Consider the following 25,384-nt stretch of genomic DNA (forward strand, 5'->3'; position numbering starts at 1 on the left):
GAAAACGCAGAAGGGAGATTGCGAAATTACTGAATGGATTATCTGGTATCTTGACTGTCTGCTCCGTTCTGTCGAGCAATCCGACGAAACATTGTCAAAGGTTCTTAACAAGGCCATATTCTGGCAAACCCATGCCGAAACAGTCCTGTCCGAACGACAACGCGAAGTCTTGAATTTATATTTGGACGGTTATCCCGGCAAACTGACGGCTAAGAACTGGGCAAAACGTGCAAAGGTATCACCTGACACGGCTGCACGTGATATAAAAGATCTGGTAGAGAAAGGCATTTTGATACCCAAGAAGGGGCGGGTTCGTGACGTATCCTACGGAATACGGTGCAGTGAGTCTATCCTCGTCATTCCCATGCCTGAAGATTTATAATTATTCATCATACAAGCAGAAAGGCTATGTGCGGTTTTGATGAACCTATGCCACACAACTGTTCCGCCTTTCTTTTATTTACTGCTCATATATGCTTCCCCGCAATTCTCCTGAAGCATATTCTCCATATCACTCGCCCGGTAAAGAATCTTACAAAAAAAAATCAGGAAAGCATTACGCTTTCCTGACCATATTCTCTATAAAATAAGAATGAACTGTGGTGTCTTCTCCAAGTTCCGGATGGAAAGAGGTGACCAGCATGTTCCGCTCACGAGCAGCCACAATGTGCCCTCCTACAGCAGACAAGACTTCAACTCCATCTCCCGCCCGTTCAATATACGGAGCACGGATAAAGGTCATCGGAATGCGCTTCCCTGCAAATTCGTCCTCCGTAAAGAAACTGCCTAACTGACGGCCGTAAGCATTACGCTTTACACAAATATCCATCAGCTGAAGAAAACGCCTGGAGTCGTTCTCCACATCTTTAGCAAGCAGAATCATTCCGGCACATGTTCCAAACACAGGGAGTCCTGCCCCTATCCTCTCACGCAGCTCACTCATCATATCCAAACTGTCCATAAGTTTGCCGATGGCAGTACTCTCGCCGCCCGGTATGATCAACCCCTCCATAGGCACACAGAGATCTTCTTTCTGACGTATCTGAAAATGCTCTACTCCCAATCGGCCGAGCATGGCTTCATGTTCTGCAAAAGCTCCCTGCAATGCCAATACACCTATTTTCAACATATCATTTACCTCTTTCGGCCATCAACAGAGTGATTTCGTCTTCATTGATTCCTACCATCGCCTCACCCAAGTCGGCAGAAACTTCCGCAAGCAAAGCCGCATCGGTATAGTTGGTGACGGCCTGCACGATAGCGCGCGCTCTCTTTTCAGGATTTCCTGACTTGAAGATACCTGAACCTACAAACACGCCTTCAGCTCCCAGCTGCATCATCAAAGCCGCATCTGCAGGAGTAGCCACACCTCCGGCTGCAAAGTTCACTACGGGCAACTTTCCGTTCTCATGCACATAACGCAGCAAGTCCAAAGGCACTTCAAGCTCTTTCGCTTCATTATACAGTTCGTCTTCAGCCAATGCCTGTATCCGACGGATATCACGCATCATGCTCCGCATATGAGTCACCGCCTGAATCACATCGCCAGTTCCCGGCTCCCCTTTCGTACGGATCATCGAAGCTCCCTCCGCAATACGGCGCAATGCTTCGCCCAGATTCTTTGCCCCGCACACAAACGGCACTTTAAACTTGGTTTTATCGATATGATACACCCCGTCAGCAGGAGTGAGCACTTCGCTCTCATCGATATAGTCAATTTCAAGCGCTTCCAGGATCTGAGCTTCCACAAAATGTCCGATACGGACTTTGGCCATCACCGGAATGCTCACTGCGTCTTGAATGCCTTTAATCATTTTAGGATCACTCATACGGGCAACTCCGCCAGCCGCACGGATGTCTGCCGGAATCCGCTCCAGCGCCATGACAGCTACCGCACCTGCCTGTTCGGCTATTTTAGCCTGCTCAGGGGTGGTTACATCCATAATCACACCACCTTTCAACATTTGAGCCAAGTTCTTATTCAGCTCATATCTTTCGTTTTTCATGACAAGAGTTATTTAAATTGATAAACGCCGCAAATATAGGGAAATATATTCCAGAATAACAAGCAAGAGATAAGAAACTTTGCAATCTCCCGACGAAAACAAGGAAGTTCCATCAGGCTCCTGCTTCGCCAAGGCGCGCCAGGACTGATTCCAGAATACATTTTCTATTTCACAAAACAAAAAGAGGGCGTGCCCCAGACACGCCCCCAGTATTTATCTGATTGAAATTGGCAATTACAATTTCGGACCAGCAGCAACCAAAGCCTTACCAGCTTCATTTCCTGTGAACTTAGTGAAGTTCTTGATGAAACGGCCAGCCAAGTCTTTAGCTTTTTCATCCCACTGAGCAGCGTCAGCGTAAGTGTCACGCGGGTCAAGGATCTTCGGATCTACGCCCGGCAATTCAGTCGGAACAACGAAGTCGAAGTACGGGATAGTCTTAGTCGGAGCTTTGTCGATAGAACCGTCCAAGATAGCGTCGATGATACCACGAGTATCGCGGATAGAGATACGCTTGCCAGTACCGTTCCAGCCAGTGTTAACCAAGTAAGCCTTAGCACCAACCTTGTTCATCTTCTTAACCAGTTCTTCTGCATATTTAGTCGGGTGCAGAGTCAAGAAAGCAGCGCCGAAGCAAGCAGAGAATGTCGGAGTCGGTTCAGTGATACCACGTTCTGTACCTGCCAATTTTGCAGTAAATCCAGACAAGAAGTAGTACTGAGCCTGTTCCGGGTTCAAGATAGATACCGGAGGCAATACACCGAAGGCATCAGCTGACAAGAAGATTACTTGGTGAGCGTGAGGACCTTTAGATACCGGCTTAACGATGTTGTTGATGTGGTAAATCGGGTAAGAAACACGAGTGTTTTCTGTTACGCTCTTATCAGCGAAGTCGATCTTACCGTCAGCAGCAACTGTAACGTTTTCCAACAGAGCGTCGCGTTTGATAGCGTTGTAGATATCCGGTTCTGATTCTTTATCCAGGTTGATAACTTTTGCGTAGCAACCACCTTCGTAGTTGAATACACCTTCGTCATCCCATCCGTGTTCGTCGTCACCGATCAATTTACGTTTCGGGTCGGTAGACAAAGTAGTCTTACCTGTTCCAGACAAACCGAAGAAGATAGCTGAGTCAGTTTCTTCCATGTTGGTGTTAGCTGAACAGTGCATAGAAGCGATACCACGCAACGGGTTGAAGTAGTTCATCATTGAGAACATACCCTTCTTCATTTCACCGCCGTACCAAGTATTCAGGATAACCTGTTCTTTAGTAGTCAGGTTGAATACAACAGCTGTTTCTGAGTTCAAGCCCAGTTCTTTGTAGTTTTCAACTTTAGCCTTAGAAGCATTGTAAACCACGAAGTCAGGTTCGAATGATTCCAGTTCTTCAGCTGTCGGGCGGATGAACATGTTAGTTACGAAGTGAGCCTGCCAAGCAACTTCCATGATGAAACGCACGCAAAGGCGAGTTGCAGGGTTGGCTCCGCAGTAACCGTCAACTACATACAACTTCTTGTTTGAAAGTTCTTTAGCAGCCAAGTCTTTCAATACGTTCCAAGTTTCAGTAGTAACAGGCTTGTTGTCATTTTTATATTCTTCAGAAGTCCACCATACAGTGTTTTCACTTGTAGCGTCTTTTACCAAGAATTTATCTTTAGGAGAACGACCTGTGTAGATACCGGTCATTACGTTTACTGCACCCAGTTCAGTTACCTGACCTTTTTCATAGCCTTCCAGACCAGCTTTTGTTTCTTCAGCGAACAATACGTCGTAAGAAGGATTGTGTACGATTTCTACGGTTCCATTGATACCGTACTTAGTAAGATCTAATTTTGCCATTTTTCAATTGATTAATTGGTTATTATATCAAATGTTTATTTGCATTTTTATTTATCAAGGCTTTACAAAGATGCTCAACAACATCTTCTATTTCCTTTTGGCGCTACAAAAGTAGCAGTTATTTTTTTATTCAAAGAACTTATTACTGAAAAAAATCCGTAATAATCCAAAGTTTTATACTTGTGTAACAAATTTGACAAATCCAGTTAGCAAATCAATTTTATTTCGTTTCTTTGCAGTCGGAAAAAACATCAAACCCTGACAATTTTATCAGTTGAAACACAATTATGAAAATCATCAATTTCAACACTCACAAATCGATTCTGAACCAGTTCCTGTCTGAACTGCGCGACGTGGACATACAGAAAGACAGCATGCGTTTCCGCAGAAATATCGAGCGCATCGGTGAAATCATGGCGTACGAAATCAGCAAGGAACTTTTATACGGCCCGAAAGCCATAAAAACTCCCCTGTCTACAGCCATCGAGAACGTGCCGGCCGAGCAGCCTGTAATCGCAACGATCCTTCGCGCCGGGATTCCGCTCCATCAAGGCTTCCTGAACTACTTTGACCATGCGCAGAACGCTTTTGTTTCCGCATACCGGAAATATACGGACGAAGAGCATTTCGACATCCACATCGAGTATATAGCTTCTCCACGCCTGGACGGAAAGACACTGATTCTTACTGACACCATGCTTGCCACGGGGGCATCAATGGAGTATGCTTACGAGGCCCTGCTGACCAAAGGACAGCCTGCCCACATCCATATCGCATCTGTCATAGCCAGCCAGCAGGCCGCAGAGCATATCCGGAAAGTGTTTCCGGAAGACAAGACCACACTGTGGTGCGGCACCATCGACCCTGAACTGAACGAACATGCATACATTGTTCCGGGACTTGGAGATGCCGGAGATTTGTGCTACGGAGAAAAAGAATAAAAAAGGCCTCGGCAGGATATGATTCCAACCCTGCCGAGGCTCTATTATCAGTTTATGCAAAACGACATATCACTCAACCGTAAAGCAATATACCATCAACGCCTTTTCATCTTTTGATTCAGGATTTGACTGCAGAACGCCATATTCTCCAGGGCCGGGATCAATGGACAACAAATAAGAACTTTCTCCATAACGCTTGGCCTGGTAATCAACCAGCTGCTCTATTCCGGAAGAGCTGCCTTTGAATGTGTTTATTTTTCCAATCTCGCAGCGTCTTTCCTTCTTCTTCTGTTCAAAGCGTATCAGCTGGATAAAAGAATTCGGATCCTGCCTGTTGTCAGCCGCCTTCACAATCAGCCTGTACGTGCAGCCGGGTTTGGCGACGCACGACGACGTAACGCCGTCCACATGGATTCTTGTTTTCACCGAGCCTATCCCTGTCAGATACAAAGAGGCACCCGCCTTCGACTTTATCTTGCCCCAGCTCTTTTCCAAAGGTGCAGCAACAGTGTCAGTGCCTGCAATGCTAAGCAGGTTGGTTTCGCCTATAAATTCAGGCTCATAAGGAAAGGATGAAACAGCCTGAGCCTTACCAGCCACAAACATTGCGGAGAGAGCCATAAATGCCAACAGTTTCTTCATCATAGCCATGCTTGTTTTGACAATAATCCTTGCATGCCGTCACTTCACCTCCCACGTGTCATTCGTGTCAAGCAGCTCGGCAAAAGTATGATAGTTCTTCTTTGCGGCAACCTCCTCAATCTGAGCTTCCACGGCTTCATCATAAGTCGGAGCCTCCACATCACGGATCACGCCTAATGCTATAGGGAAATCCGGACCTTCCATCAGAGCCAGCTTCAGCTGAAGCGTATGATCCTCGCAATGCGCATCGTGAACCAGAATATCCTTTTCGGTCACACCGTTCTCGCCCAGCTTCACCACTTTCAGGCCGAAACCTTCTTGAGCCAGTCCGTATTCCCGGTTCGGACCGAAAAGCATCGGCTTGCCGTGCTCCAGATAGATGGCATTCTTCTCGCGGTCTTCCTTCTTGGCCACTGCATTGTGCGTGCCGTCATTGAAGATGACGCAGTTCTGCAGCACCTCAACCACCGAAGTTCCCTTATGTTTCGCCGTCGCTTTCAATACTTCTACCGAAGGACCTCCGTCAACTGCCGCGCAACGGGCAAAGAAGCGTCCGCGCGCGCCGAAACAAAGCTCGGCCGGACGGAAAGGATCTTCCACGGTTCCGTAAGGAGAAGACTTGCTGACAAACCCGCGCGCCGAAGTCGGAGAATACTGCCCTTTGGTCAGTCCGTAGATGCGGTTGTTCAGGAGTACAATGTTAATGTCCACATTCCGGCGGATAGCATGAATGAAGTGGTTTCCTCCGATAGCCAGGCCGTCGCCGTCACCCGAAATCTGCCAGATGGAAATACCCGGGTTAGCCACTTTCGCCCCGGTGGCAATGGCGGCCGCACGCCCGTGAATGGTGTGCATCCCGTATGTGTTCATATAATAAGGCAAGCGCGAAGAACATCCGATGCCGGAAATCACCGCAATTTCATGGGGCGGCACTCCAATCTCTGCCAACGCTTTGTGAAAAGAGTTCAGAAAGGCATGGTCGCCACACCCCGGACACCAGCGTGGCTGTCCGAATTTATAGTCTGCTGCTGTATATTTCGTTTCGTTCATGATTAGTCCCTCCTTTATTTAAAATAGCTTGGAAAAAGCGTCCACCAGCTCCTGCACCACAAAGGGCTGTCCCTTCACCTGATTGAACTGATGCAGACGGATACCCTCCACCTTCATTCTCAGATAGCCGGCAAGCTGGCCCATGTTCTGCTCAGCCACCACAATATTCTTATAACGGCGCAGCACCTCTTCGGTGTTCTTCGGCAACGGATTGATAAAGCGGAAATGAGCAAGAGCCGCCTTCTTCCCCTGCGCATTCAACACGTCCATAGCCGAATGCAGGTGCCCGTAGGTTCCTCCGAAGCCTATAATCAGCAAATCGGCATCCGGATCTCCCTCCACTTCAAGCAAAGGTATGGCATCTGCGATTTTGGCCACCTTTTCGGCACGGAGCTGCGTCATCAGGTGATGGTTTTCCGGCTCTGTAGAAATAGCTCCCGTTTCGCTGCTCTTTTCCAGTCCGCCGATACGGTGCATGAATCCTTCCATGCCCGGCTTCGCCCAATAGCGGACACCCGTTTCCGGGTTGCGCATGAACGGCGTCCATGTTCCTGCCATGTCGGGAGTGACATACGGAGGGTTGATGGAGGGATACTCGTCCAGATCCGGCAGACGCCAGGCGGCAGAACCGTTGGCGATGTACGCATCGGTGAGCAAAACCACGGGAGTCATGTGCTCCAGCGCAATCTTGCAGGCAGTATAGGCGGCGTCAAAGCAGTCGGTAGGCGAAGAAGCCGCAATGACCGGCATCGGACTCTCGCCGTTGCGCCCGTAAAGTACCTGAAGCAGATCGGTCTGTTCCGACTTGGTGGGCAATCCGGTAGAAGGACCTCCGCGCTGCACATCCACAATCACCAGCGGAAGTTCGGTGATGACCGCCAGGTTCATCGCTTCGCTCTTCAGACAGATTCCGGGTCCCGATGTAGTGGTTACGGCCAATGCGCCTGCAAATGCCGCTCCCACGGCAGAAGAACATCCCGCGATTTCATCTTCACACTGCACCGTCTTAACGCCCAGCGACTTATGCTTGGCGAGCTCGTGCAGGATATCTGTAGCCGGAGTGATGGGGTAAGATCCCAGATAAAGCTGAAGCCCGGCTTTTTCCGCAGCAGCCATCAGGCCGTAAGCCGTAGCCTTGTTTCCGTTGATGTCCATATAGCGTCCGGGGCGCTTCTGTTCCTTGCTCGGCACCATATAGCTGAAAGACACGGAAGCATGTGTGTTTTCACCGAAGTGGTATCCGTCGTTGAGCACCTTGATGTTCGCCTCGGCGATGGCCGGTTTCCTGGCGAACTTCTCGCGGAGAAGCTTTTCGGCAATCGACAGGTCGCGATGGAAAAGCCAGCACACCAGTCCCAGCGCAAACATATTCTTGGTGCGGAGGATCGACTTGTTGTCCAGTCCGCTGTCCTTGAGGCTCTCCTTGCACATGGTGGTTATCGAAGCTTCAACCACTTCGTTCTTTATGCCGAGTTCTGAAAACGGATTTTCAAGCTCAAATTTCGCCTTTTCCAAGTCACGTTTCGTAAACGAGTCCGAATCGATGATAATGACAGCCTGCGGCTTGCAGAACTTGTATTGTGTCTTCAGTGCAGCGGGGTTCATCGCCACCAGCACATCGCACTTGTCGCCGGGCGTATACACCTTTCCCGACCCGATATGCACCTGGAATCCCGACACACCTGTCAGCGAGCCTTGCGGGGCACGGATGTCGGCCGGATAATCCGGAAACGTACTGATATCATTTCCTTCCGTAGCTGAAATGTTCGAGAACATGTTGCCGGCAAGCTGCATACCGTCGCCGGAGTCGCCCGAGAAGCGGACTACCACATCATCCAGCTCTTTGATTACATTTTCTTCTGCCATATTGTATTTTATTTTAAAGTTTACAAATCAACGAGCTACAAAAATGGCGAAGTTCCGGCAAAAAACAAAATAAAAAGGAAGTTATTTTACGCAATCAGTAACAGACTGATGCGATGAAAAGTTTTTTCTGCAAAACATTAGGCATATATCAACAAAAAGACGTACCTTTGCAAAAAGGCTCTGTAGTTCAACGGATAGAACAAGAGTTTCCTAAACTTTAGATAGGGGTTCGATTCCCCTCGGAGCTACAACAGAACACCCGTGCGGCGGATTCAGTGCCGTTATCCCATGAAAATGAGGCTCTTTTGCGTGACGATGCCCGCCGAACATCCAGTCCTTGCATGAAAGAAAGGCCGGGAAAACCGCGTCGAAAGGGCTCCGGCAGAATTGCTTTGGACAGAACATTTAAACTTGAAACAGAATGAAAGATGCCGTATTTCCGGACTGCCCGATACGAAATGTCCTTGCAAGAATCAGCAGCAAATGGTCGCTGCTGGTCATCTATACGCTCGACAGAACCGGCAAAGAAGCGGTGCGCTTCAAGGAGCTGCAACGCGCAATCCCCGACATCTCCCAAAAAATGCTGACCGTAACGCTCCGGACACTGGAAGAAGACGGCTACGTGACGCGGACCGTCTATCCGGAAGTCCCGCCGAGAGTTGAGTATGCGCTGACTCTACGGACGCGCTCGCTGCTTCCCCACCTCAATGCACTGATTGAATGGGCATCGGAAAACAAGGACGCCATAATGGAAGACAGAGAGAAGTCAGCCCGCAGCAAATGACACATCCCCCTGCACGCCGCATCGGAAAAACGAATCCGCGATGATTCGCTTCCGGCTCTATCCTGCGCAGAAAGACACAAAAAGCGCATTTTTCCTGACACTTTCCTTTTCATTTTTCCTCCATCTGGAGGCAAATCCTTAACAAATGCAAATGCCGAAGCCCCTCAGAAGCCCTATAAAGCGGGCAGACACCGGCGTTTCTTCCGAAAAACAACGGGACATTTCGTGTAAAACAACCCGCTATCTTCCGCAAAATGACGGGACATGCCGCATCAAATGACGAAACATTTTGCAGAAGGCTTCCCGAAACGTCTTTTCAGCCAACGAAAACGCATCCTTCCCTTACGGAACAGGCGTATATCAGCAGACGCGCAACCTGTCAAAAAAGACACCGGTACGCACCTGCACATCACACAAAGGAAGAGCATAAAGCCCCCAGCCGACAGAAAGACGCGGGAAGAGGCGCATGAAAAGCAATCCGCTTTTTCCGGTCAACTTCTCCCTGCAATTTTTCCGGGCAAGCCCTGATTCCATTCCGAATAAAAGATTCTCAGCCGTTCTTTTTGTCAATTTGTCAGAATGACACATTCACGCCATTCCAAACGATGCGGCGTATGACATGGACATAAGCAGAACTTAGAAACTGTTTTGAATTTCTCCAAAAAGTTTTTCTTGGCTTGATGTGTTCGTTTTCGTGTGTGCTTTGGGCTATTTTTTGGTCTTTTCCGCTTCTGTTCTTCGTCAGATAGCCCGCTATCTTCCTCATCACACAAACGGAAATGCCTCAAAAACTCATCCCAAATCAGCACACGATAAATTCAAAACAGTTTCTTAAAAAAGAAAGCGGCCCGCCTCTCCACCAAGGAAAAGCTGACCGCCTTTTTCCGTTTGCGGCAAGCAGCAAAATTACTTGCGCAGACCAAGAGCCTTAACGATCGCACGGTATCTCTCGATATCGCGATCCTTCAGATAAGTGAGCAACGCACGGCGCTTACCTACCAGCTTGGTCAAAGATCTTTCCGTTGTATAATCTTTTCTGTGGAGCTTCAAGTGCTCTGTCAGATGAGAAATACGGTATGAAAACAATGCTATCTGCGCTTCAGGCGAGCCAGTATCAGTGTTAGACTTTCCGTACTTTTCAAAGATTTCTTGCTTTTTAGCTGAATCTAAATACATAAATTTGACTTTAAATTATTTGTAACTTTAATTTTGCGGTTGCAAAGGTAAGGATAATCTTTTAAACGACAATGCTTTTTCAGAAAAAAGTAGTAACTTTGCGCGCAAATAATAGGTATAGTATGCAAGACATTAGAAACATTGCCATCATTGCCCACGTTGACCACGGAAAGACAACGCTGGTAGATAAAATGATGCTGGCGGGACACTTGTTCCGCAACGACCAGACCAACGGCGAACTGGTGCTGGATAACAACGACCTGGAGCGTGAAAGAGGTATAACGATTCTTTCAAAAAACGTTTCCATCAATTACAAAGGTACAAAAATCAACATCATCGATACTCCGGGACACGCCGACTTCGGAGGCGAGGTGGAACGTGTTCTGAATATGGCCGACGGATGCATCCTGCTGGTAGACGCCTTTGAAGGGCCGATGCCGCAGACACGCTTCGTGCTTCAGAAGGCGCTGCAAATCGGACTGAAGCCGATTGTTGTCGTCAACAAGGTGGACAAGCCCAACTGCCGCCCGGAGGAAGTATACGAAATGGTGTTCGACCTGATGTTCAGCCTCAACGCCACGGAAGACCAGCTGGACTTCCCCGTGCTTTACGGCTCGGCCAAGAACAACTGGATGGGCGAAGACTGGAAAACCCCTACCGGAACCATCGAACCGCTGCTTGATGCAATCGTAAAATACATTCCGGCTCCGCACCAGCTGGAAGGAACTCCCCAGATGCTGATTACCTCGCTCGACTACTCCTCGTATACAGGACGTATCGCTGTAGGACGCGTACACCGCGGAACCATCAGCGAAGGAATGAACATAACGCTGGCAAAACGCGACGGACGGATGCTCAAGACAAAAATCAAGGAGGTACACACCTTTGAAGGACTCGGACGCAAGAAGGTGCAGTCTGTTTCATCGGGTGATATCTGTGCCGTCATCGGAGTGGAAGGCTTCGAAATCGGCGACACCATCTGCGACTTTGAAAATCCGGAACCGCTGCCGCCGATCGCAATCGACGAGCCGACCATGAGCATGCTGTTCACCATCAACGACTCTCCGTTCTTCGGCAAGGAGGGCAAATATGTGACTTCACGCCACATTCACGACCGCCTGATGAAAGAGCTCGACAAGAACCTGGCGCTGCGCGTACGCAAGACCGAAAACGAGGACGGCAAATGGATCGTTTCAGGACGAGGTGTGCTTCACCTTTCGGTACTGATCGAAACCATGCGCCGCGAAGGCTATGAGCTGCAGGTAGGCCAGCCGCAAGTAATCTTCAAGGAAATCGACGGAGTGAGATGCGAGCCGATTGAAGAGCTGACCATCAGCGTGCCCGAAGAATTCTCCAGCAAGATGATTGATATGGTAACCCGGCGCAAAGGCGAAATGGTTTCGATGGAAACGCAGGGCGACCGCGTGAACATCGAATTCAACATTCCGTCACGAGGAATCATCGGCCTGCGCACCAACGTGCTGACCGCATCGCAGGGAGAAGCAATCATGGCGCACCGCTTCAAGGAATACCAGCCGTATAAGGGCGACATACCGCGCCGCACCAACGGATCGATGATTGCCATGGAAGGCGGAACAGCATTCGCATACGCCATCGACAAGCTGCAGGACCGCGGACGCTTCTTCATCTATCCGCAGGAAGAGGTATATGCCGGACAGGTAGTGGGTGAACATGTACACGAAAATGACCTGGTGGTCAACGTAACCAAATCAAAGAAGCTGACCAACATGCGTGCTTCGGGTTCGGACGACAAGGCCCGCATCATCCCTCCGGTGGTATTCTCTCTGGAAGAGGCGCTCGAATATATCAAGGAAGACGAATACGTGGAAGTAACTCCGAAGAGCATGCGTATGCGCAAAATCATTCTGGACGAAACAGAACGCAAACGCGCGAACAAGAACGCATAACAAGCCGTCATAAAAAAGAATCGAGGCGCGCAAGGGAAAAACACTGTCCTTGCGCGCCTCTGTCTTTTCAGCCCAGGATGTCACCGCCCGCGATACACCAGCTCGTTCGAGCTCATCCGCTTCATGTACTGCTGTATGATTGACTTCAACTGATTTTCCATCATTTGCAATGTATCTTGGGGCATTGTCTGCTTCACATCATCCTGCATCAGCGCATCTGTACGGAAGCGATAGGCATGGGTCACGCTCGTCCCGTCAAACTGAATCAGATAGTCGCCCTTAAGAAACTGGTATACATCGCTTGCCGGAAGATAATTCACTGCATATTTGTCTGCAGCAGATGTGTGAAAGATGTCCTGTCCGAAAGCCACATACGGCTGGTCGTACCCTAGCAGGCCCAGCACTGTCGGCATGATATCAATCTGCTCGGCAATCTTCTCTCGATCCAGTCCCCGAAGCTCCGGCATTCCCGGCGCATAAAAGATGATCGGCACCTTGTAGTATCCCAAATCCGTCACATAATCCGGATAACTGTTACCGCTGGTATGGTCGGCTGTAATGACAAACAGGGTATTGTTGAACCAAGGCTGCCTTGAGGCCTTTTCAAAGAAACGCTTGAGAGAGTAATCCGCATAGGCAATCGTTTCAAACAACGGATCCTCGCCCGTGGGAAATACCCCCTTATAACGCTCTGGAAGCACAAAAGGCCCATGCGAAGACGCCGTAAACACAGATGTCACAAAAGGTTCTTCCATTTCTGACATGCGGTCGCAGTAGAACTGCAAGAACTCTTCGTCCCATATGGCCCAGGTTCCGTCGAAGTCAGCATCTCCGTTATAGTTCGGGTCCTCATTATATTCCGTACGTCCGAAATACTTCTGGAAGCCGACAGCGCGGGCAAAGGCTTCGAACCCCATCGACCCGTTCATCGCCCCGTGAAAGAAAGCAGACGTATATCCCTTGTGCCTTGTCAGCTCTCCGGCCACACTTGACACATCATTCAATGCGGATGGCGTCAAAAAGAAAGGCTCTACAAAACTAGGAATAGAGGAAAGCACCGACGGCATCCCGTCAATGCTTTTGCGCCCGTTACTATAAGAATACTCAAATGTGACACTCTTCGTAAGCAAAGAATCAACAAAGGGAGTATATCCTTTATAATGTCCGTCTTCAAGCTGAGGATTCAATGATCCTACATGTTGCTTGCTGAAGCCTTCCCAAATGATCACCGCCACATTCATCGGACGAAATGAGACAGAATCAGCAGGCATATGGATGGGAGCGAACAGAGCCTCCGCTTCAGACTCCGGCAAGTAATCCGGAACAACAAATGACTTCTTGTCCAACGTTCTGAACACTGAAAAAGGCGTATTCAACACCAGACCTGCATCTTGAGCTCTGTTAACGTATTGATTGGCATTGCTGAGCGTGATGGGGCGTGTAGCAGTGGTCATTCCGCCTCGCATCCCAAACACCGTAAAAGGAACAGCAACAAGCAAAGCCGCCGTTTGAACTATATAATAAGCCAGCTTGTTACGCACCGGAAATACTTTGGGAGAACGATACAGCTTATAAACGGCGAAAGCCAGAACTGCCGCCAAAAGGACCAGATACCAATAGGCGACAAACTCATCCATAAATATAGATGCGATATTGCTGCCCTTCTCATGCTGAAACTCCTGAAGCACAGACATCGTGGTGCGTCGGCCGGTGAAACGATAATATACGCAATCTATCAGGTTCGTGATCAGGAAGAATGTGTTGGCTACCGTAAATATCCAGCGGACCACTTTATAAAAGGCTGCATTTTCTTTCCAATGGAGGGGAAAAAGAAACAGAAAGATAAACAAAGCATTGCTATAAAGAATGGCGCTCGTATCAAAAATAATGCCAGCCCCAAACAGACTCAATGCGTAGCTGAAATTCATATGCCCGCTGAATGTGTCCCAGTTGACCAGCAAAAATACCAGGCGGCACAATGAATAACAGATATAGATCAACAACAGATTCCATACCAATGTCAGTACATTCGAAAAAACATCCTTTTTCATATTTCCACTCCTTTCAGGTTGAATTATAAGGCTACAAAAGTAATTATATTTTGAATAACTTCGTATATTTGCCTCTCTAAACTGAAGAATATGAAAACAAAGCGACTGATCAGAACAGGCATAGCCGTCATTATCTTGGCAGGGCTCGGCATTTGGATAAATTCCCGTTGGGATGCCTGGTTCAGAAATCCCGAGGAACCGCCTTATGCTCCGCTAAAAGAGCCGGGAAGAATCATGCTGACATTCGGCGACAAAGACCAGCTATCCCGCAATATAAGCTGGCAATGTGATTCGACGGTTGCAGATTCTTCGTTTGCAGAGCTGGCAGATACTTTAGCAAAAGATACAATGCGTGTTGCGGCACAAGGTGAAATATTCCAATCACGAAGCGGCAAAGCGGCCTATTATGTGGCCCGACTGCGCAACCTGAAACCTGACTGTTATTACAGCTATCGGGTATGCACCAACGGGATATACTCTGAATGGCATAACTTCCGCACCCACAACCTGTCGACAAAGAAAGATTTCTCATTCATCTATACCGGCGACGTACAGGATACAATCAATGGAGTTGCCAACCAATATCTGAAAACGGCATTGGCACAACACCCCCAAACCGAATTCTTTGTTTTTGGAGGGGATTTGACCGAACGCCCCATAGATGCTTATTGGCAGGAAACGTTCGACGGCCTGGACTCCATCCGCCAGCACTATCCCGTTGTAAACGTAACCGGCAATCATGAATACCTGAAATACGTTATCCGCAAATTGGAGAAACGCTATTCACTCGTCTTTTCTTATTTTTTGGACTCCATGATCGGGGAGAACCAAGTATATACCTTGAAATATAACAATATGCAGTTCTTTCTGCTCGACAGCAACAGGGAACTTCCTTATCTATGGACACAAAGGCAATGGCTGAAAGAAGAACTTGAAAAGAGTGATGCACAATGGAAGATTGTCGTACTGCACCACCCTCTTTACTCTATCAAAGGAAAACATAACAACATGATGCAGCGCACCATGTTCAATTCGCTGATACAAAAATACCACGTCGATCTCGTACTCCAAGGACACGAACATGCCTACGCAAGGATGACCATGCATGATGAAAACGGGAAAGCCACAACACCGGTCTATACAGTCAGCCACTGCTCGCCTAAAAGTTATCGGATTGACTTTGACGGACGTTTCGACAAGTTTGGCATCGAAAGCCGCTTCTACCAATATGTCCGTGCGCACGGCGACACATTAAGCGTCAATGCCTACCGTTTCCCCAGCGGAGAACTGTATGATTCATTAGACATTGTAAAGAACGCGTCGGGCACATCCATTATCGATAACGGCAAAAACATTCCGGAATACCTGGAATTCAAATCGAACGGAAGCGAGAAAGATTGCAGGTATATGGAACGGATAAACAAGTATAAACAAAACAAGATATAGGAACGGCAAGACACGACGAAACCAGAAGGACAAAACAAACATGTCATTTACACCATCAATGTATGACATTCTTAGGCAAAGCACAACATGTGTTGGTTTCTGAAAATATTCAAAGTGTTTTGACAACCGGCTTCTACAAACAACGCTTTACCTCCAGACAAACAGTCCTTTCCTGAAAGGCTTATCTAATGCCAAACGCCATGAAATAAAGAGGCTTTCATAACAGAAAAGTCCAAAGATTTTGTATTTTTGCTAACAGAAAATAAATTAGGGCCTATGGAACTTTCCATGTTCTGGCAAAACATATATTTCCTATTACACCTAAAGACAAAACTGCATATGCAAAGTTTGCTCTATACTTGGATGTCTGGCAAAAAATGGCAATCATATTTTTGAAAGAATAAAGTCATGAGAATAAAATTTATACGAAAAATAAAGCAACGCATCAATGACATCAAAAATGTCTGTAGTGTAGCAGGATTACCATATGTTTATGAAATGGTTATCATACCTCATTGGGGAAAGAAGAAAGATAAGCTAGCGCGTTGCTGGAGAAAGCATGAAGCTATCATAAACTTTTTGGAAAAAGAATATGCAACCTTGATAAAAAAATACAGTCTGTCGGTCCAATCAGTTTCTCACCCCATAATCGCCAAAAAGGAAGCGCCCATATGGGTTTGCTGGTGGCAAGGTGAATCACAAATGCCTCCAATCGTACGGTCATGTTATCAATCCTTACTTGAAAATGCCGGTGAACATCCCGTACACCTCATAACAGAAGAAAGCATTGATCAATATATTCAAATACCCACATACATTTTACAAAAGGTAAAGAAAGGCAACATTTCATTTACACACTTTTCTGACATAATCCGCATGGCTCTTCTATATGAGCATGGAGGTTTATGGCTAGATGCCACGATCTATGTCAGCAGACCTCTGAAGGATAAAATATTTGACAGCCCATTGTTCTCTGTAGCCCCCAATATCGACACAGAGCTTGTATCTCAAGCCAAATGGAGCGGCTTTCTCCTTGGAGGATATCCTCAGGAACCATTATTCGGCTTTGTCCGTGACTTTTTCTTCGAATACTGGAAAAAAGAGAACAGGCTCATAGACTATTTTCTGATAGACTATGCTATATACATAATCAGACAGAACTCGCCTTATATCAACGTTCTGTTAGAATCAATTCCCAAACATTATAAGATATTCGATATGGAACAAAATCTGGACAAACCATATGACAAAGAATATTTCACACAATTATGCCATCAACAAACATTCCACAAGCTCAACTATAAAATAAAGTATACAACATATACGGCAGATCATAAACAAACCATCTACGGATATCTGATAAAAGATATTCCATAAAAAGATCAGGCTCTATGTTCTAATCGCTGTCTATTTTTACGTTTTATCTTCATCAACAAAGAGGAAGGAACAATGCTATCTGCCAAATGCTTGACTGCATATGAGATGGTTTTATTCAAGAGCGACAGTTTCCATTTCAACGTATGATCAATCCCCCGAATGCGTGCGCACTCACGCTTCACATCCAATTTATGCACAGAGGACACTCCTTCTATCGCTTCGCACAGCGAAACGTCTACCGGAATATATTGCATCCGCCCTCCTCTTTGATATAAGTTGTAAATAAAATGATAATCAGCAGCCAGGCGATAAGAGAGATCAAACGGATGAGCTTTCATTTCCTCCGTATCTGCAAACATCGACTGATGACATGCCGGCATAAGCTTTGGAGTTACTTCAGGTATATTTCCTTTAGCCGGAACAATCGCATAGGATTTCTGACGCAAAGTGTCACCATACACAACTTTCGTATTTGGATGGATCTCAGCAGCAAATAAACGGGCTATTGCCTCTCCATCCACAAAAATGTCCCCTGCATTCATAAAATTAACCCATCTCCCGGAAGACAAACAGACTCCTTTGTTCATAGCATCAAATATCCCCTTGTCAGCTTCTGACAGCCAACGCAATTTGATACCTTTCTCTCTAAATAAAGGCTCAATTGACAATATTACATCAACAGTCTTATCCGTTGACTTACCGTCAATCAAAATATATTCCAAAGGACGGTATGTCTGTTCCAACACACTTTCCATCGTCCGGGCAAGTGTCTTTTCCACATTAAAACAAACCGTTACGATTGATATCAGATCTCGTTGCATAAATATTTTCTATATTTCGGTTTAGCCAATTGAAGCGCATAAAGCAATCTGTCAACCATTCGCTTCACTTTATATAAAAAAGGTACGTCCGGCCGTTCCCCTTTCCATGGAGTCATGTCAAGATAATGAAAATACAATCCTTTATAAGGGTGCTGGGACTTGTATTGCCATGGTTTCTTTCCTCCTGTGTAATGGACAATTACCGGATGAAGCAGTTCTTTCTCCAAATCCGGAATGGCTTCGGGACGAATCCTGCGTTTCCTCCGCAAGAATCCATCCTGCACATTGTAGCGAAAAGGAAGAAAAAGCTTTTTGTCATGAAGCAATGCATTCAGCACATCCTGATCATTAAAAACGAGTTCACTCATATGCTCTGAGATATATTTCTCCGCCACCTTCTGGAACTGGATATTCCGCCAATATTCCAGATTAACCAATAATACTCCAGCATTGAAATACGAAAATGAAGAAGCATAATGCAAGCGTTCATAATTGTCCGGTTTTCCACTCCACATATCCTCCACACAACCTGCCGCATAATCAGTAATGTCTGTACTCCAAAGTTCCTTTATCGAACCGTTCACAATCAGATCACAATCCAAATAAAGAACCTTGTTTATAGAACGGGGCAAAATGCTCTCCAAGAAAATACGATAATATGTAGCCAGCGAGATGTGGCTCTCTCCATAAATGGAACATCCTTCCAACAAGGCATTTCCTGTTTCATAAACAAACAAGGTCTGGTGATACCGGCCTTCAATCCAATCATGTAATATTTTCTTAGAGTCATCCGGCAGTTCCGAGGCGATTACATGGATATGAAAAGATGAATCCGCATTGTTTTCAAACAAAGAAGTCAGCATAACCACGCAATACTTCACATACGAAGCATCAATATTGCAAGCTACATGTATAATTCCTTTCTCCATTCTCTCAAAGCTTAACTTCCGACAAAGCCTTTCTTATATAGTATCCAGCAGACAAGCGTTCGCTTATCACTGCCACATTCCGTTTCATTACAGCATATTGTTCGGAGGTCAATCCTTCCAGCACACTGTCCAGTTCCGCCAATGAAGCAACACAGATTCCGATCCCGTTATTACGGACAAAGGCTGCCAGAGCCGCCTGGTCCCATATAATGACAGGAAGTTCACACCGGATATACAACGATGTCTTGTGGGGGTTGTTATACTTCAGATATTCCCCAAAGTCACCCGTACATGCATCTACAGAGAATCCGTCCCAAACCAGTCCGAAATCTCCCTGAGCCGTAGCGATTAAATCATCCGAACGAACAAAACCTTTATAGACAAAACGTGTTTTCCCCTGAGCCTTATCCAGTTCAAAACCGTTTCCATAAAGATTGAAGCGAAACGAATGCACATACGCTCCCACTTCATACAGAAACGTATTTTTACGCAAGCTCAATGCACCGGCATAAACCACTTCATAAGGTTTATGAACTATCCCGTGCGGGAGAGCCTTTGTTTCTGACAAGTAATCAAATATTTCAAGCTCTCCGACCGGCACCTGGCATCCTTTTTCTATCAGCCAACGTTTCATGCTCTCATTATGCGCAATAATATAATCACCATGACTTAAACGACGTATTTCCTGACCAACAGTCAATTTTTTGCGTCTAAAGCTTCCCAGGTCATGGATCACAACCACCACTTTCGCTCCCCGGAAATGAGCCATACGGCATACAAACGTGAAATATTTTTTCAACGGATACTGCAACACCAGACGGTCGCCCTTTCTCAACGAGAAAGGGGCCTTCAAGACGCCTGCCAATGTTGCCAGAAATGCCAATACAGAATTGGTATACCGGGTCTGCCTGAAACCGACATTCACAAAGCCATTCTCGGCCATAATACGCTCTATGTCCGTTTTGGCCTTGTTGCCGGCTCCGTCAACTCCCTTATAATTGCGCGATAAATAACAATTCCTCATAAAAAGAGATTACAACTCTGTTTTACATAAAGCCAAGGCTGCCGCCACTGTATCGTCCATGTCTGCATAAGTATATTGAGCAAGCCGTCCTCCGAACAGCACATTCGGAACAGATTCCGCCAACTGCCGATAATCTGCATAAATCCGGCTGTTCTTTTCATCATTAACCGGATAATAAGGTTCTTTTCCCGGAGCAAAACTATCAGGATACTCATAAGTGATTATCGTATGAGGCTGCTTCCCGAACTCAAAATGCTTGTGTTCTATCACGCGGGTATAAGGAATCTCACGCTCGGTATAGTTCACAACCGCATTCCCCTGAAAGTTCTCCATTTCCAGACGCTTTTCCTCAAAACGAAGACTGCGGTACTCCAGATGACCGCAACGGTAATCAAAGTATTCATCAATGCAGCCTGTAAACAGCGTTTTTTCAGCAACGCCATCCAGCTCTGCCCTGTTCTTGAAATAGTCTGTGGCAAGACAAACCTCCGTATCGCCAAGCAAAGCATCTATCAGCGCATTGTATCCGCCAATGGGAATGCCTTGGTAGGCATCATTGAAATAATTGTTGTCGAAAACAAAGCGGAACGGCAAACGTCGGATAATGAATGCCGGAAGTTCTGTAGCCGCACGCCCCCACTGCTTTTCGGTATATCCCTTTATCAGCTTCTCATAAATATCCTTTCCACACAGTTTCAAGGCCTGTTCCTCCAGATTGGCGGGCTCCGCGATGTGAGCAAACTCTCCGCGCTGCTCTTCGATCTTAACCTTTGCCTTTGCCGGAGTCGTAACGCCCCATAACTGATAGAACGTATTCATGTTGAAAGGAAGATTGTACAGCTTGTCACCGTAACGTGCCACCGGCGAATTGGTATAACGGTTAAACTCCACAAAAGAATTCACATAATTCCACACCTCCTTATTGTCGGTATGAAAAATATGCGCCCCGTATTTGTGCACATGAATTCCGTCCACATCCTCACAGTAGATGTTTCCTCCCCGATGATGGCGTTTGTCTACCACAATGCAAGACTTGCCTGCCCGTTTCGCTTCGCAGGCAAACACCGCGCCGAACAAGCCGGCGCCTACAATCAAATAATCATATTTCTTTTTCATAAGTCTTTGATTTCAATAAACCTTCAAGCATTCCATGTACAACATCATCGCGCATACGCATTATTCCACACAAACAAATCTTCGTATAGGACCGCATGACGAGGCTTGAATATCCTTAAGATATCCCACACCTCAGATGTTGTCTTCATAAGCAACAATTTCTTGCCGTATTACAAATATAAAAAGAATAATGTTATCAAACAAAAAAATACGTATCTTCATCAAAGTAAAATGTTTGATTCTAGGAATATACAAGAATGCAGAGCTTTTCTCCAAGAAAGATTTTACGATTTCCCGCCTGGCAACACCTGCAACGCCATGGTAAATTCTGCATCCCCAGACTAGAGATACAAATCTCCAGGCTGAAGATTTATATCTTCAGTTTGAAGATGCATATATCCAAACTGAAGACTGACTTTTGCTCCTCGTACGCACAAACCCATTCTGATAAACAGGCTCATAAAAAGCGTAAAAAAACAGTTTATATTTTGTTGAACAAAAAAATACAATTATCTTTGAAAAAACAAACACATCCTGCATTGACGCAACAAACCGCTTACTCAAAGCATATGGCAGCCAATGCAGATTCAGTGACGATTTTTGAAACTGCGAATAATGAAAGTTATAATAAATGCCCAATATAAGCATCTTACTGATTTCATCAAGAATCTGCCTGAAGCCTTCGGAAAAGAAGGAGAAACCCTATACCAAGGAAGGAATTTAATAAAAGCATTCACTGTACAGGGAACTGAAATTGTAGTAAAACATTATAAACGCCCTAACTTTGTCCAAAAAATAGCCTATAGATGGTTACGCCCATCAAAAGCACAGCGTGCCTACATTTTCGCTTTACGGTTAGCCTCGATGAATATCGATACACCAGAAGCTATAGCCTATATAGAAAAACAACGATTTGGACTATTCCAAGATTGTTGGTTCGTATCTGCAAGATGCCATGACGAGCCATTGTTTCCGGTTCTCGTAGAAAGGCCTGATTACGATCAAGAACTGGTAAAATGTTTCGCACAATATTTGGTCAAGTTACATCTGAAAGGTTTTTTACACGGTGATTTAAATTTGGCAAATATTCTGTTCAGGAAAGAAAATCAAACATTCCATTTTTCTGTAATTGACATAAACCGCTCCAAGTTCATCAAGCACCCCTCTCCAAAAGAATGTCTGCGAAATCTTATGCGAGTAACACACCGCATTGACTTGCTTCGCAACATTGTTACCGCTTATGCAGAAGAAAGGCAATGGAATGCTAAAGAATGTTGCTGCAAAGTAGAACATTTCTTACATGAATTTGAACGCAGACGTGCTCGAAAATACAAATGGAAAAAAATGTGCAACAAATAAAACCTCTGCCTATGCTTCTAGTGAAAGTGATTATCCCTGTATACCGCCCAATATTATCTCCAATGGAAAAAGCCTCCATTCTGGAAACAATAAATGTATTACATCGCTATCCAATCATAATACTACATCCTGAAGGAATGTCTATGGCCAACATTCCCGGAAAAGGCAAAGTTAATTATATGCCTGTCAGCGATACATGGCTAGGAGTTCGAAATGGCATAGCCGGCTATAATCAGATGATGCTCTCACGTGAGTTTTATCAACTCTTTAACGATACAGAATACTTGCTAATCTGCCACACTGACGCATGGATCTTTCGAGATGAACTAGAAGACTGGTGCAAAAAAGGATATGACTGTATCGCTGCTCCATGGGTTAAACGACCTGTCTACACTTTCCCTATAATCAAACAGTACATGAAACTGCTGGCAAGATACAAAGCCCATAAAGGAATATTCTGCCGACAGCAACTTTATGGAAAAATAGGAAATGGAGGCTTGTCGCTGAGGAGAACAAAAGCTTTTATAGAAGCCTGCACCAGCTATGCAGAAGAAATTAAGGCCTACAAAGGACAAAAAAAACATTATTTTAATGAAGATGTTTTTTGGGCAACCATACCAACAGAATTCAACTATCCTACAGAAGAAGAGGCTTTGCGCTTTTCTTTTGACAGGCATCCCGACTATTGCATGAAACTCAATGACAGGCAGCTTCCTTTCGGATGCCATAGCTGGACAAAACCGCGAATGTACCGATTTTGGAAAAAAATCATCAATTGGCAAAAACTGTTATGACAACCTCTTACATTATACCATCATGAACTTATTCAAATGCTTCAAGAACTCATGTGTTTCCCTATACTATTTCATGCGAGAACAATACAATCCGCCAACCATCAAAGAAGGGAAACAAGTACCTATAATCATCAATAACTTTAACCGACTTACGACACTATGCAAACTCATTGACGCATTAGAACTTCGTGGCTATAACAATATTTACATCATAGACAATGCCTCAACTTATCCGCCCCTACTTGAATATTACAAGACATGTCCCTATAAAATATTTTTCCTGAAAGAAAACCTCGGATTCAAAGCTCTGTGGAAATCCGGACTGAATAGGCAGTTGTGTAAAGATTATTTTATCTATACCGATTCAGATGTAGTACCAGCCTCATACTGCCCAGAAGATTTTATCGATTATTTTTTAGCACAGTTGAAAAAACATCCTTTTGCACGCAAAGTCGGCTTTTCTTTACGCATTGACAATTTACCCGATTTTTATGCACATAAGAGCGAAGTCCTTCGAACAGAGAACGTCTATTATAGAAACTTGAAAGATGGATTATATCGAGCACCTATCGACACAACATTTGCCCTTTACCGACCACGGATAGGACTAAGCAGAAGTCGCAGCGTAGAGTCTTACCGTACAGCATATCCCTATCAAGCTGAACACCTGCCATGGTATGTAGATTCATCCAATGTGTCCGAAGAAGAACAATATTATATATCCCATTGCCAACATATTACCTCCTGGACTGCAAAAGCAGGACAATGAAAAATATGCAGTCTGATAAAATCTTGAGAAAGATTGTCATAGATAACGCATCTTTCCGGAACATTTTCGCATTTATGCAAACGATTCCGGAAGGATCTACTCAGCCATCCAATTTCATTCAACCTTCCGGCTCCTTTTTTTGTCATGATAATGAAAATACACCAAACTACCCAGCGCAATGATTATCACCATCACAGAAATAACTATTGTTCCCATTTTAATTATCCTCCTTTTTATCTTTAAGCAACGTCAGCCCCGTTGCTAACGTGATCAGAACAGCTAGAACAACCAATCCATACATATACCATGCCCATTCATCCATACCACTAAACAGTGAAGCAAGCAACACTGCTGTAGTCATATACTTTGCAATATCTAAAAACCACTTTCCTAATTCCTTTTTCATGTAAAATACACATTTCAGTTTTCAATATCACCTATCTACAAAGATACGAAAAAAACAACAATTTCCAACTATTTACTTGCGTTCCTCTTTCTTCTCCTCACTCTGCCTGCGCTCCCATTCTTCCTTTGTCCGTTTCCATCGGTTATGAGTCCAAAGCCAATAGGCAGGTTCACGCCGGATCATCTCTTCCAGCAAAGCTGCATAACGGTCTGTAAGTTCATAATCCGGATACTCTTCGGGAGATACCGTTATCCGCTTCAGGTCGCAATGATAATATCCCCGCTTTATCCGCCTGACATCAGCAAAATAGATGACGGCTCCCACTTGTTTTCCAATCTGTTCCGTTCCGATAAAGAACGAAGTGTCGCGGTGGAGAAAAGGAGTCCAGTGGTGTATGCTGTTCCATTTGGGTGCCTGATCAGCTATGAATCCGATCATTGTAAGCTGCTTCTGACGCTTCAACGCAATGATGCGCCGGAGCGTGTCCTTCATCGGGATGCACTCTCCCCCGAAACGGCTCCTCATATAGAGGAAAAGCCTGTCAAAGGTCTTGTTGTATAGAGGATGGTAAATCTGGCTGCTATGGATCTGCGGAGGATACCAGTATGCCAACGATGCAATCCATTCCCAGTTGCAATAGTGGCCCAAATAAATAAATCCGAAGTTCTTTCCTGTCTGTTCCAGATCAGACGCCATCGCATCGGCGCCGGAAAACGTCATGCGCTTCATTATCTGTTCTTTCGACATGGAAAAAAGTTTGATGTTTTCCATTGCACAATCACAAAAGAAACGGTAGAACTTTTTTTCGATGCGGATAATCTCCCCGATACTTTTTTCGGGAAACGAAGCGGTCAGATTCTTGCGGACAACCTTCCTGCGGTAGCGTACCAGATAGTAAAGGGGCACATATAAAACATCAGATACGACATACAGCAGACGCAAAGGAATCAACGAAAGAAGATACCAGCCGCAAAAAACAAAATAATATAATAACTTCATGGAGGATGCTTAAATTACGTTTCAGTAGCAAAACTACAAAAAAATCCATTACCTTTGTAAA

General features: G+C 45.5%; 23 protein-coding genes, 1 tRNA gene and 1 pseudogene. 10 read left to right on the forward strand and 15 right to left on the reverse strand.

All coding sequences use genetic code 11. From position 1 onward, the window contains the following. Positions 1-382: pseudogene (locus tag QUW60_RS11185) on the forward strand (Fic family protein); the annotation flags it as partial. 174 nt (positions 383-556) lie between these two features. Here the strand turns inward: QUW60_RS11185 and pdxT are convergent. The 3 genes from pdxT to pckA all read right to left on the reverse strand — a co-directional run bounded on the left by pdxT (position 557) and on the right by pckA (position 3,845). Continuing rightward, positions 557-1,126, reverse strand: coding sequence for a pyridoxal 5'-phosphate synthase glutaminase subunit PdxT (gene pdxT / locus QUW60_RS11190; RefSeq protein WP_258339183.1), 570 nt, complete (start codon positions 1,124-1,126; stop codon positions 557-559). A 4-nt stretch (positions 1,127-1,130) separates the two neighbouring features. Further along, positions 1,131-2,006, reverse strand: a complete 876-nt coding sequence (gene pdxS, locus QUW60_RS11195; RefSeq protein WP_258339180.1) for a pyridoxal 5'-phosphate synthase lyase subunit PdxS — start codon at positions 2,004-2,006, stop codon at positions 1,131-1,133. A gap of 234 nt (positions 2,007-2,240) precedes the next feature. After that, positions 2,241-3,845: a phosphoenolpyruvate carboxykinase (ATP) gene (gene pckA, locus QUW60_RS11200; RefSeq protein ID WP_289560535.1), complete on the reverse strand. Its 1,605-nt coding sequence runs from the start codon at positions 3,843-3,845 to the stop codon at positions 2,241-2,243. Positions 3,846-4,132: 287 nt separating this feature from the next. On the opposite strand from pckA, the gene upp reads away from it, so the two are divergent. Further along, on the forward strand, positions 4,133-4,786 hold the full coding sequence (upp, locus tag QUW60_RS11205; protein WP_289560538.1) for a uracil phosphoribosyltransferase: 654 nt from the start codon (positions 4,133-4,135) through the stop codon (positions 4,784-4,786). Positions 4,787-4,855: 69 nt separating this feature from the next. Here upp and QUW60_RS11210 read toward each other — a convergent pair whose 3' ends face one another. From QUW60_RS11210 to QUW60_RS11220, 3 genes are read right to left on the reverse strand one after another with little or no spacing between them, the layout of a single operon-like run. Further along, a complete protein-coding gene (locus QUW60_RS11210) occupies positions 4,856-5,431 on the reverse strand; it encodes a hypothetical protein (RefSeq protein WP_289560540.1) in 576 nt (191 codons plus the stop codon). 36 nt (positions 5,432-5,467) lie between these two features. Next, the gene (locus QUW60_RS11215) at positions 5,468-6,478 is read right to left on the reverse strand and encodes a 2-oxoacid:ferredoxin oxidoreductase subunit beta (protein WP_289560542.1); all 1,011 of its coding nucleotides are present in this window, start codon (positions 6,476-6,478) and stop codon (positions 5,468-5,470) included. A gap of 18 nt (positions 6,479-6,496) precedes the next feature. Then, positions 6,497-8,344, reverse strand: coding sequence for a 2-oxoacid:acceptor oxidoreductase subunit alpha (locus QUW60_RS11220; protein WP_289560544.1), 1,848 nt, complete (start codon positions 8,342-8,344; stop codon positions 6,497-6,499). Between the two features lie 176 nt (positions 8,345-8,520). Between QUW60_RS11220 and QUW60_RS11225 the strand changes: the two genes are divergently transcribed. Then, positions 8,521-8,592 (forward strand) — tRNA-Arg (locus QUW60_RS11225). Between the two features lie 173 nt (positions 8,593-8,765). Continuing rightward, entirely contained in the window at positions 8,766-9,128 is a 363-nt protein-coding gene (locus QUW60_RS11230) for a winged helix-turn-helix transcriptional regulator (protein WP_258339173.1), read from the forward strand. Positions 9,129-9,488: 360 nt separating this feature from the next. On the opposite strand, the gene QUW60_RS11235 is transcribed toward QUW60_RS11230, so the two are convergent. Together QUW60_RS11235 and rpsO are read right to left on the reverse strand one after the other, a co-directional pair. After that, a complete protein-coding gene (locus QUW60_RS11235; protein ID WP_289560552.1) occupies positions 9,489-9,662 on the reverse strand; it encodes a hypothetical protein in 174 nt (57 codons plus the stop codon). Between the two features lie 372 nt (positions 9,663-10,034). Beyond that, positions 10,035-10,304, reverse strand: a complete 270-nt coding sequence (gene rpsO, locus QUW60_RS11240; RefSeq protein WP_258339172.1) for a 30S ribosomal protein S15 — start codon at positions 10,302-10,304, stop codon at positions 10,035-10,037. A gap of 122 nt (positions 10,305-10,426) precedes the next feature. Here rpsO and typA point away from each other — a divergent pair, with 122 nt between their 5' ends. After that, the gene (gene typA, locus QUW60_RS11245) at positions 10,427-12,232 is read left to right on the forward strand and encodes a translational GTPase TypA (RefSeq protein ID WP_289560555.1); all 1,806 of its coding nucleotides are present in this window, start codon (positions 10,427-10,429) and stop codon (positions 12,230-12,232) included. Between the two features lie 80 nt (positions 12,233-12,312). Here typA and QUW60_RS11250 read toward each other — a convergent pair whose 3' ends face one another. After that, a complete protein-coding gene (locus tag QUW60_RS11250; RefSeq protein ID WP_289560557.1) occupies positions 12,313-14,283 on the reverse strand; it encodes an LTA synthase family protein in 1,971 nt (656 codons plus the stop codon). Between the two features lie 90 nt (positions 14,284-14,373). On the opposite strand from QUW60_RS11250, the gene QUW60_RS11255 reads away from it, so the two are divergent. Both QUW60_RS11255 and QUW60_RS11260 read left to right on the forward strand, forming a co-directional pair. After that, complete coding sequence (locus QUW60_RS11255; protein ID WP_289560559.1) at positions 14,374-15,729, forward strand: purple acid phosphatase family protein; 1,356 nt, start codon at positions 14,374-14,376, stop codon at positions 15,727-15,729. A gap of 408 nt (positions 15,730-16,137) precedes the next feature. Then, a complete protein-coding gene (locus QUW60_RS11260) occupies positions 16,138-17,106 on the forward strand; it encodes a capsular polysaccharide synthesis protein (RefSeq protein ID WP_289560561.1) in 969 nt (322 codons plus the stop codon). Between the two features lie 5 nt (positions 17,107-17,111). Here QUW60_RS11260 and QUW60_RS11265 read toward each other — a convergent pair whose 3' ends face one another. From QUW60_RS11265 to glf, 4 genes are read right to left on the reverse strand one after another with little or no spacing between them, the layout of a single operon-like run. Continuing rightward, positions 17,112-17,927: a glycosyltransferase family 2 protein gene (locus QUW60_RS11265; RefSeq protein ID WP_258339167.1), complete on the reverse strand. Its 816-nt coding sequence runs from the start codon at positions 17,925-17,927 to the stop codon at positions 17,112-17,114. Then, positions 17,912-18,856 (reverse strand): glycosyltransferase family 8 protein, encoded by a 945-nt coding sequence (locus QUW60_RS11270; protein WP_289560564.1) that lies wholly within the window; start codon positions 18,854-18,856, stop codon positions 17,912-17,914. Before QUW60_RS11270 ends, QUW60_RS11265 begins: the two co-directional genes overlap by 16 nt. A 4-nt stretch (positions 18,857-18,860) precedes the next feature. Then, the gene (locus tag QUW60_RS11275; RefSeq protein WP_289560566.1) at positions 18,861-19,880 is read right to left on the reverse strand and encodes a glycosyltransferase; all 1,020 of its coding nucleotides are present in this window, start codon (positions 19,878-19,880) and stop codon (positions 18,861-18,863) included. Positions 19,881-19,889: 9 nt separating this feature from the next. Further along, a complete protein-coding gene (glf, locus tag QUW60_RS11280; RefSeq protein ID WP_289560568.1) occupies positions 19,890-20,996 on the reverse strand; it encodes a UDP-galactopyranose mutase in 1,107 nt (368 codons plus the stop codon). A 615-nt stretch (positions 20,997-21,611) separates the two neighbouring features. On the opposite strand from glf, the gene QUW60_RS11285 reads away from it, so the two are divergent. The 3 genes from QUW60_RS11285 (at position 21,612) to QUW60_RS11295 (ending at position 23,918) form a co-directional block, all read left to right on the forward strand. Continuing rightward, on the forward strand, positions 21,612-22,355 hold the full coding sequence (locus QUW60_RS11285) for a lipopolysaccharide kinase InaA family protein (RefSeq protein WP_289560570.1): 744 nt from the start codon (positions 21,612-21,614) through the stop codon (positions 22,353-22,355). Next, entirely contained in the window at positions 22,331-23,149 is an 819-nt protein-coding gene (locus tag QUW60_RS11290; protein ID WP_289560571.1) for a DUF5672 family protein, read from the forward strand. The genes QUW60_RS11285 and QUW60_RS11290 overlap by 25 nt, the downstream gene beginning before the upstream one ends. A gap of 73 nt (positions 23,150-23,222) precedes the next feature. After that, on the forward strand, positions 23,223-23,918 hold the full coding sequence (locus tag QUW60_RS11295; RefSeq protein ID WP_289560573.1) for a glycosyltransferase: 696 nt from the start codon (positions 23,223-23,225) through the stop codon (positions 23,916-23,918). Positions 23,919-24,135: 217 nt separating this feature from the next. Here the strand turns inward: QUW60_RS11295 and QUW60_RS11300 are convergent, their stop codons facing one another. Beyond that, entirely contained in the window at positions 24,136-24,324 is a 189-nt protein-coding gene (locus QUW60_RS11300) for a DUF6722 family protein (protein ID WP_289560575.1), read from the reverse strand. 72 nt (positions 24,325-24,396) lie between these two features. Further along, entirely contained in the window at positions 24,397-25,323 is a 927-nt protein-coding gene (locus tag QUW60_RS11305) for a lysophospholipid acyltransferase family protein (RefSeq protein WP_289560576.1), read from the reverse strand. Positions 25,324-25,384 lie beyond the last annotated feature (61 nt).

This window comes from Bacteroides gallinaceum (genome assembly GCF_030373775.1).
Classification (GTDB): Bacteria; Bacteroidota; Bacteroidia; order Bacteroidales; family Bacteroidaceae; genus Phocaeicola; species Phocaeicola excrementipullorum.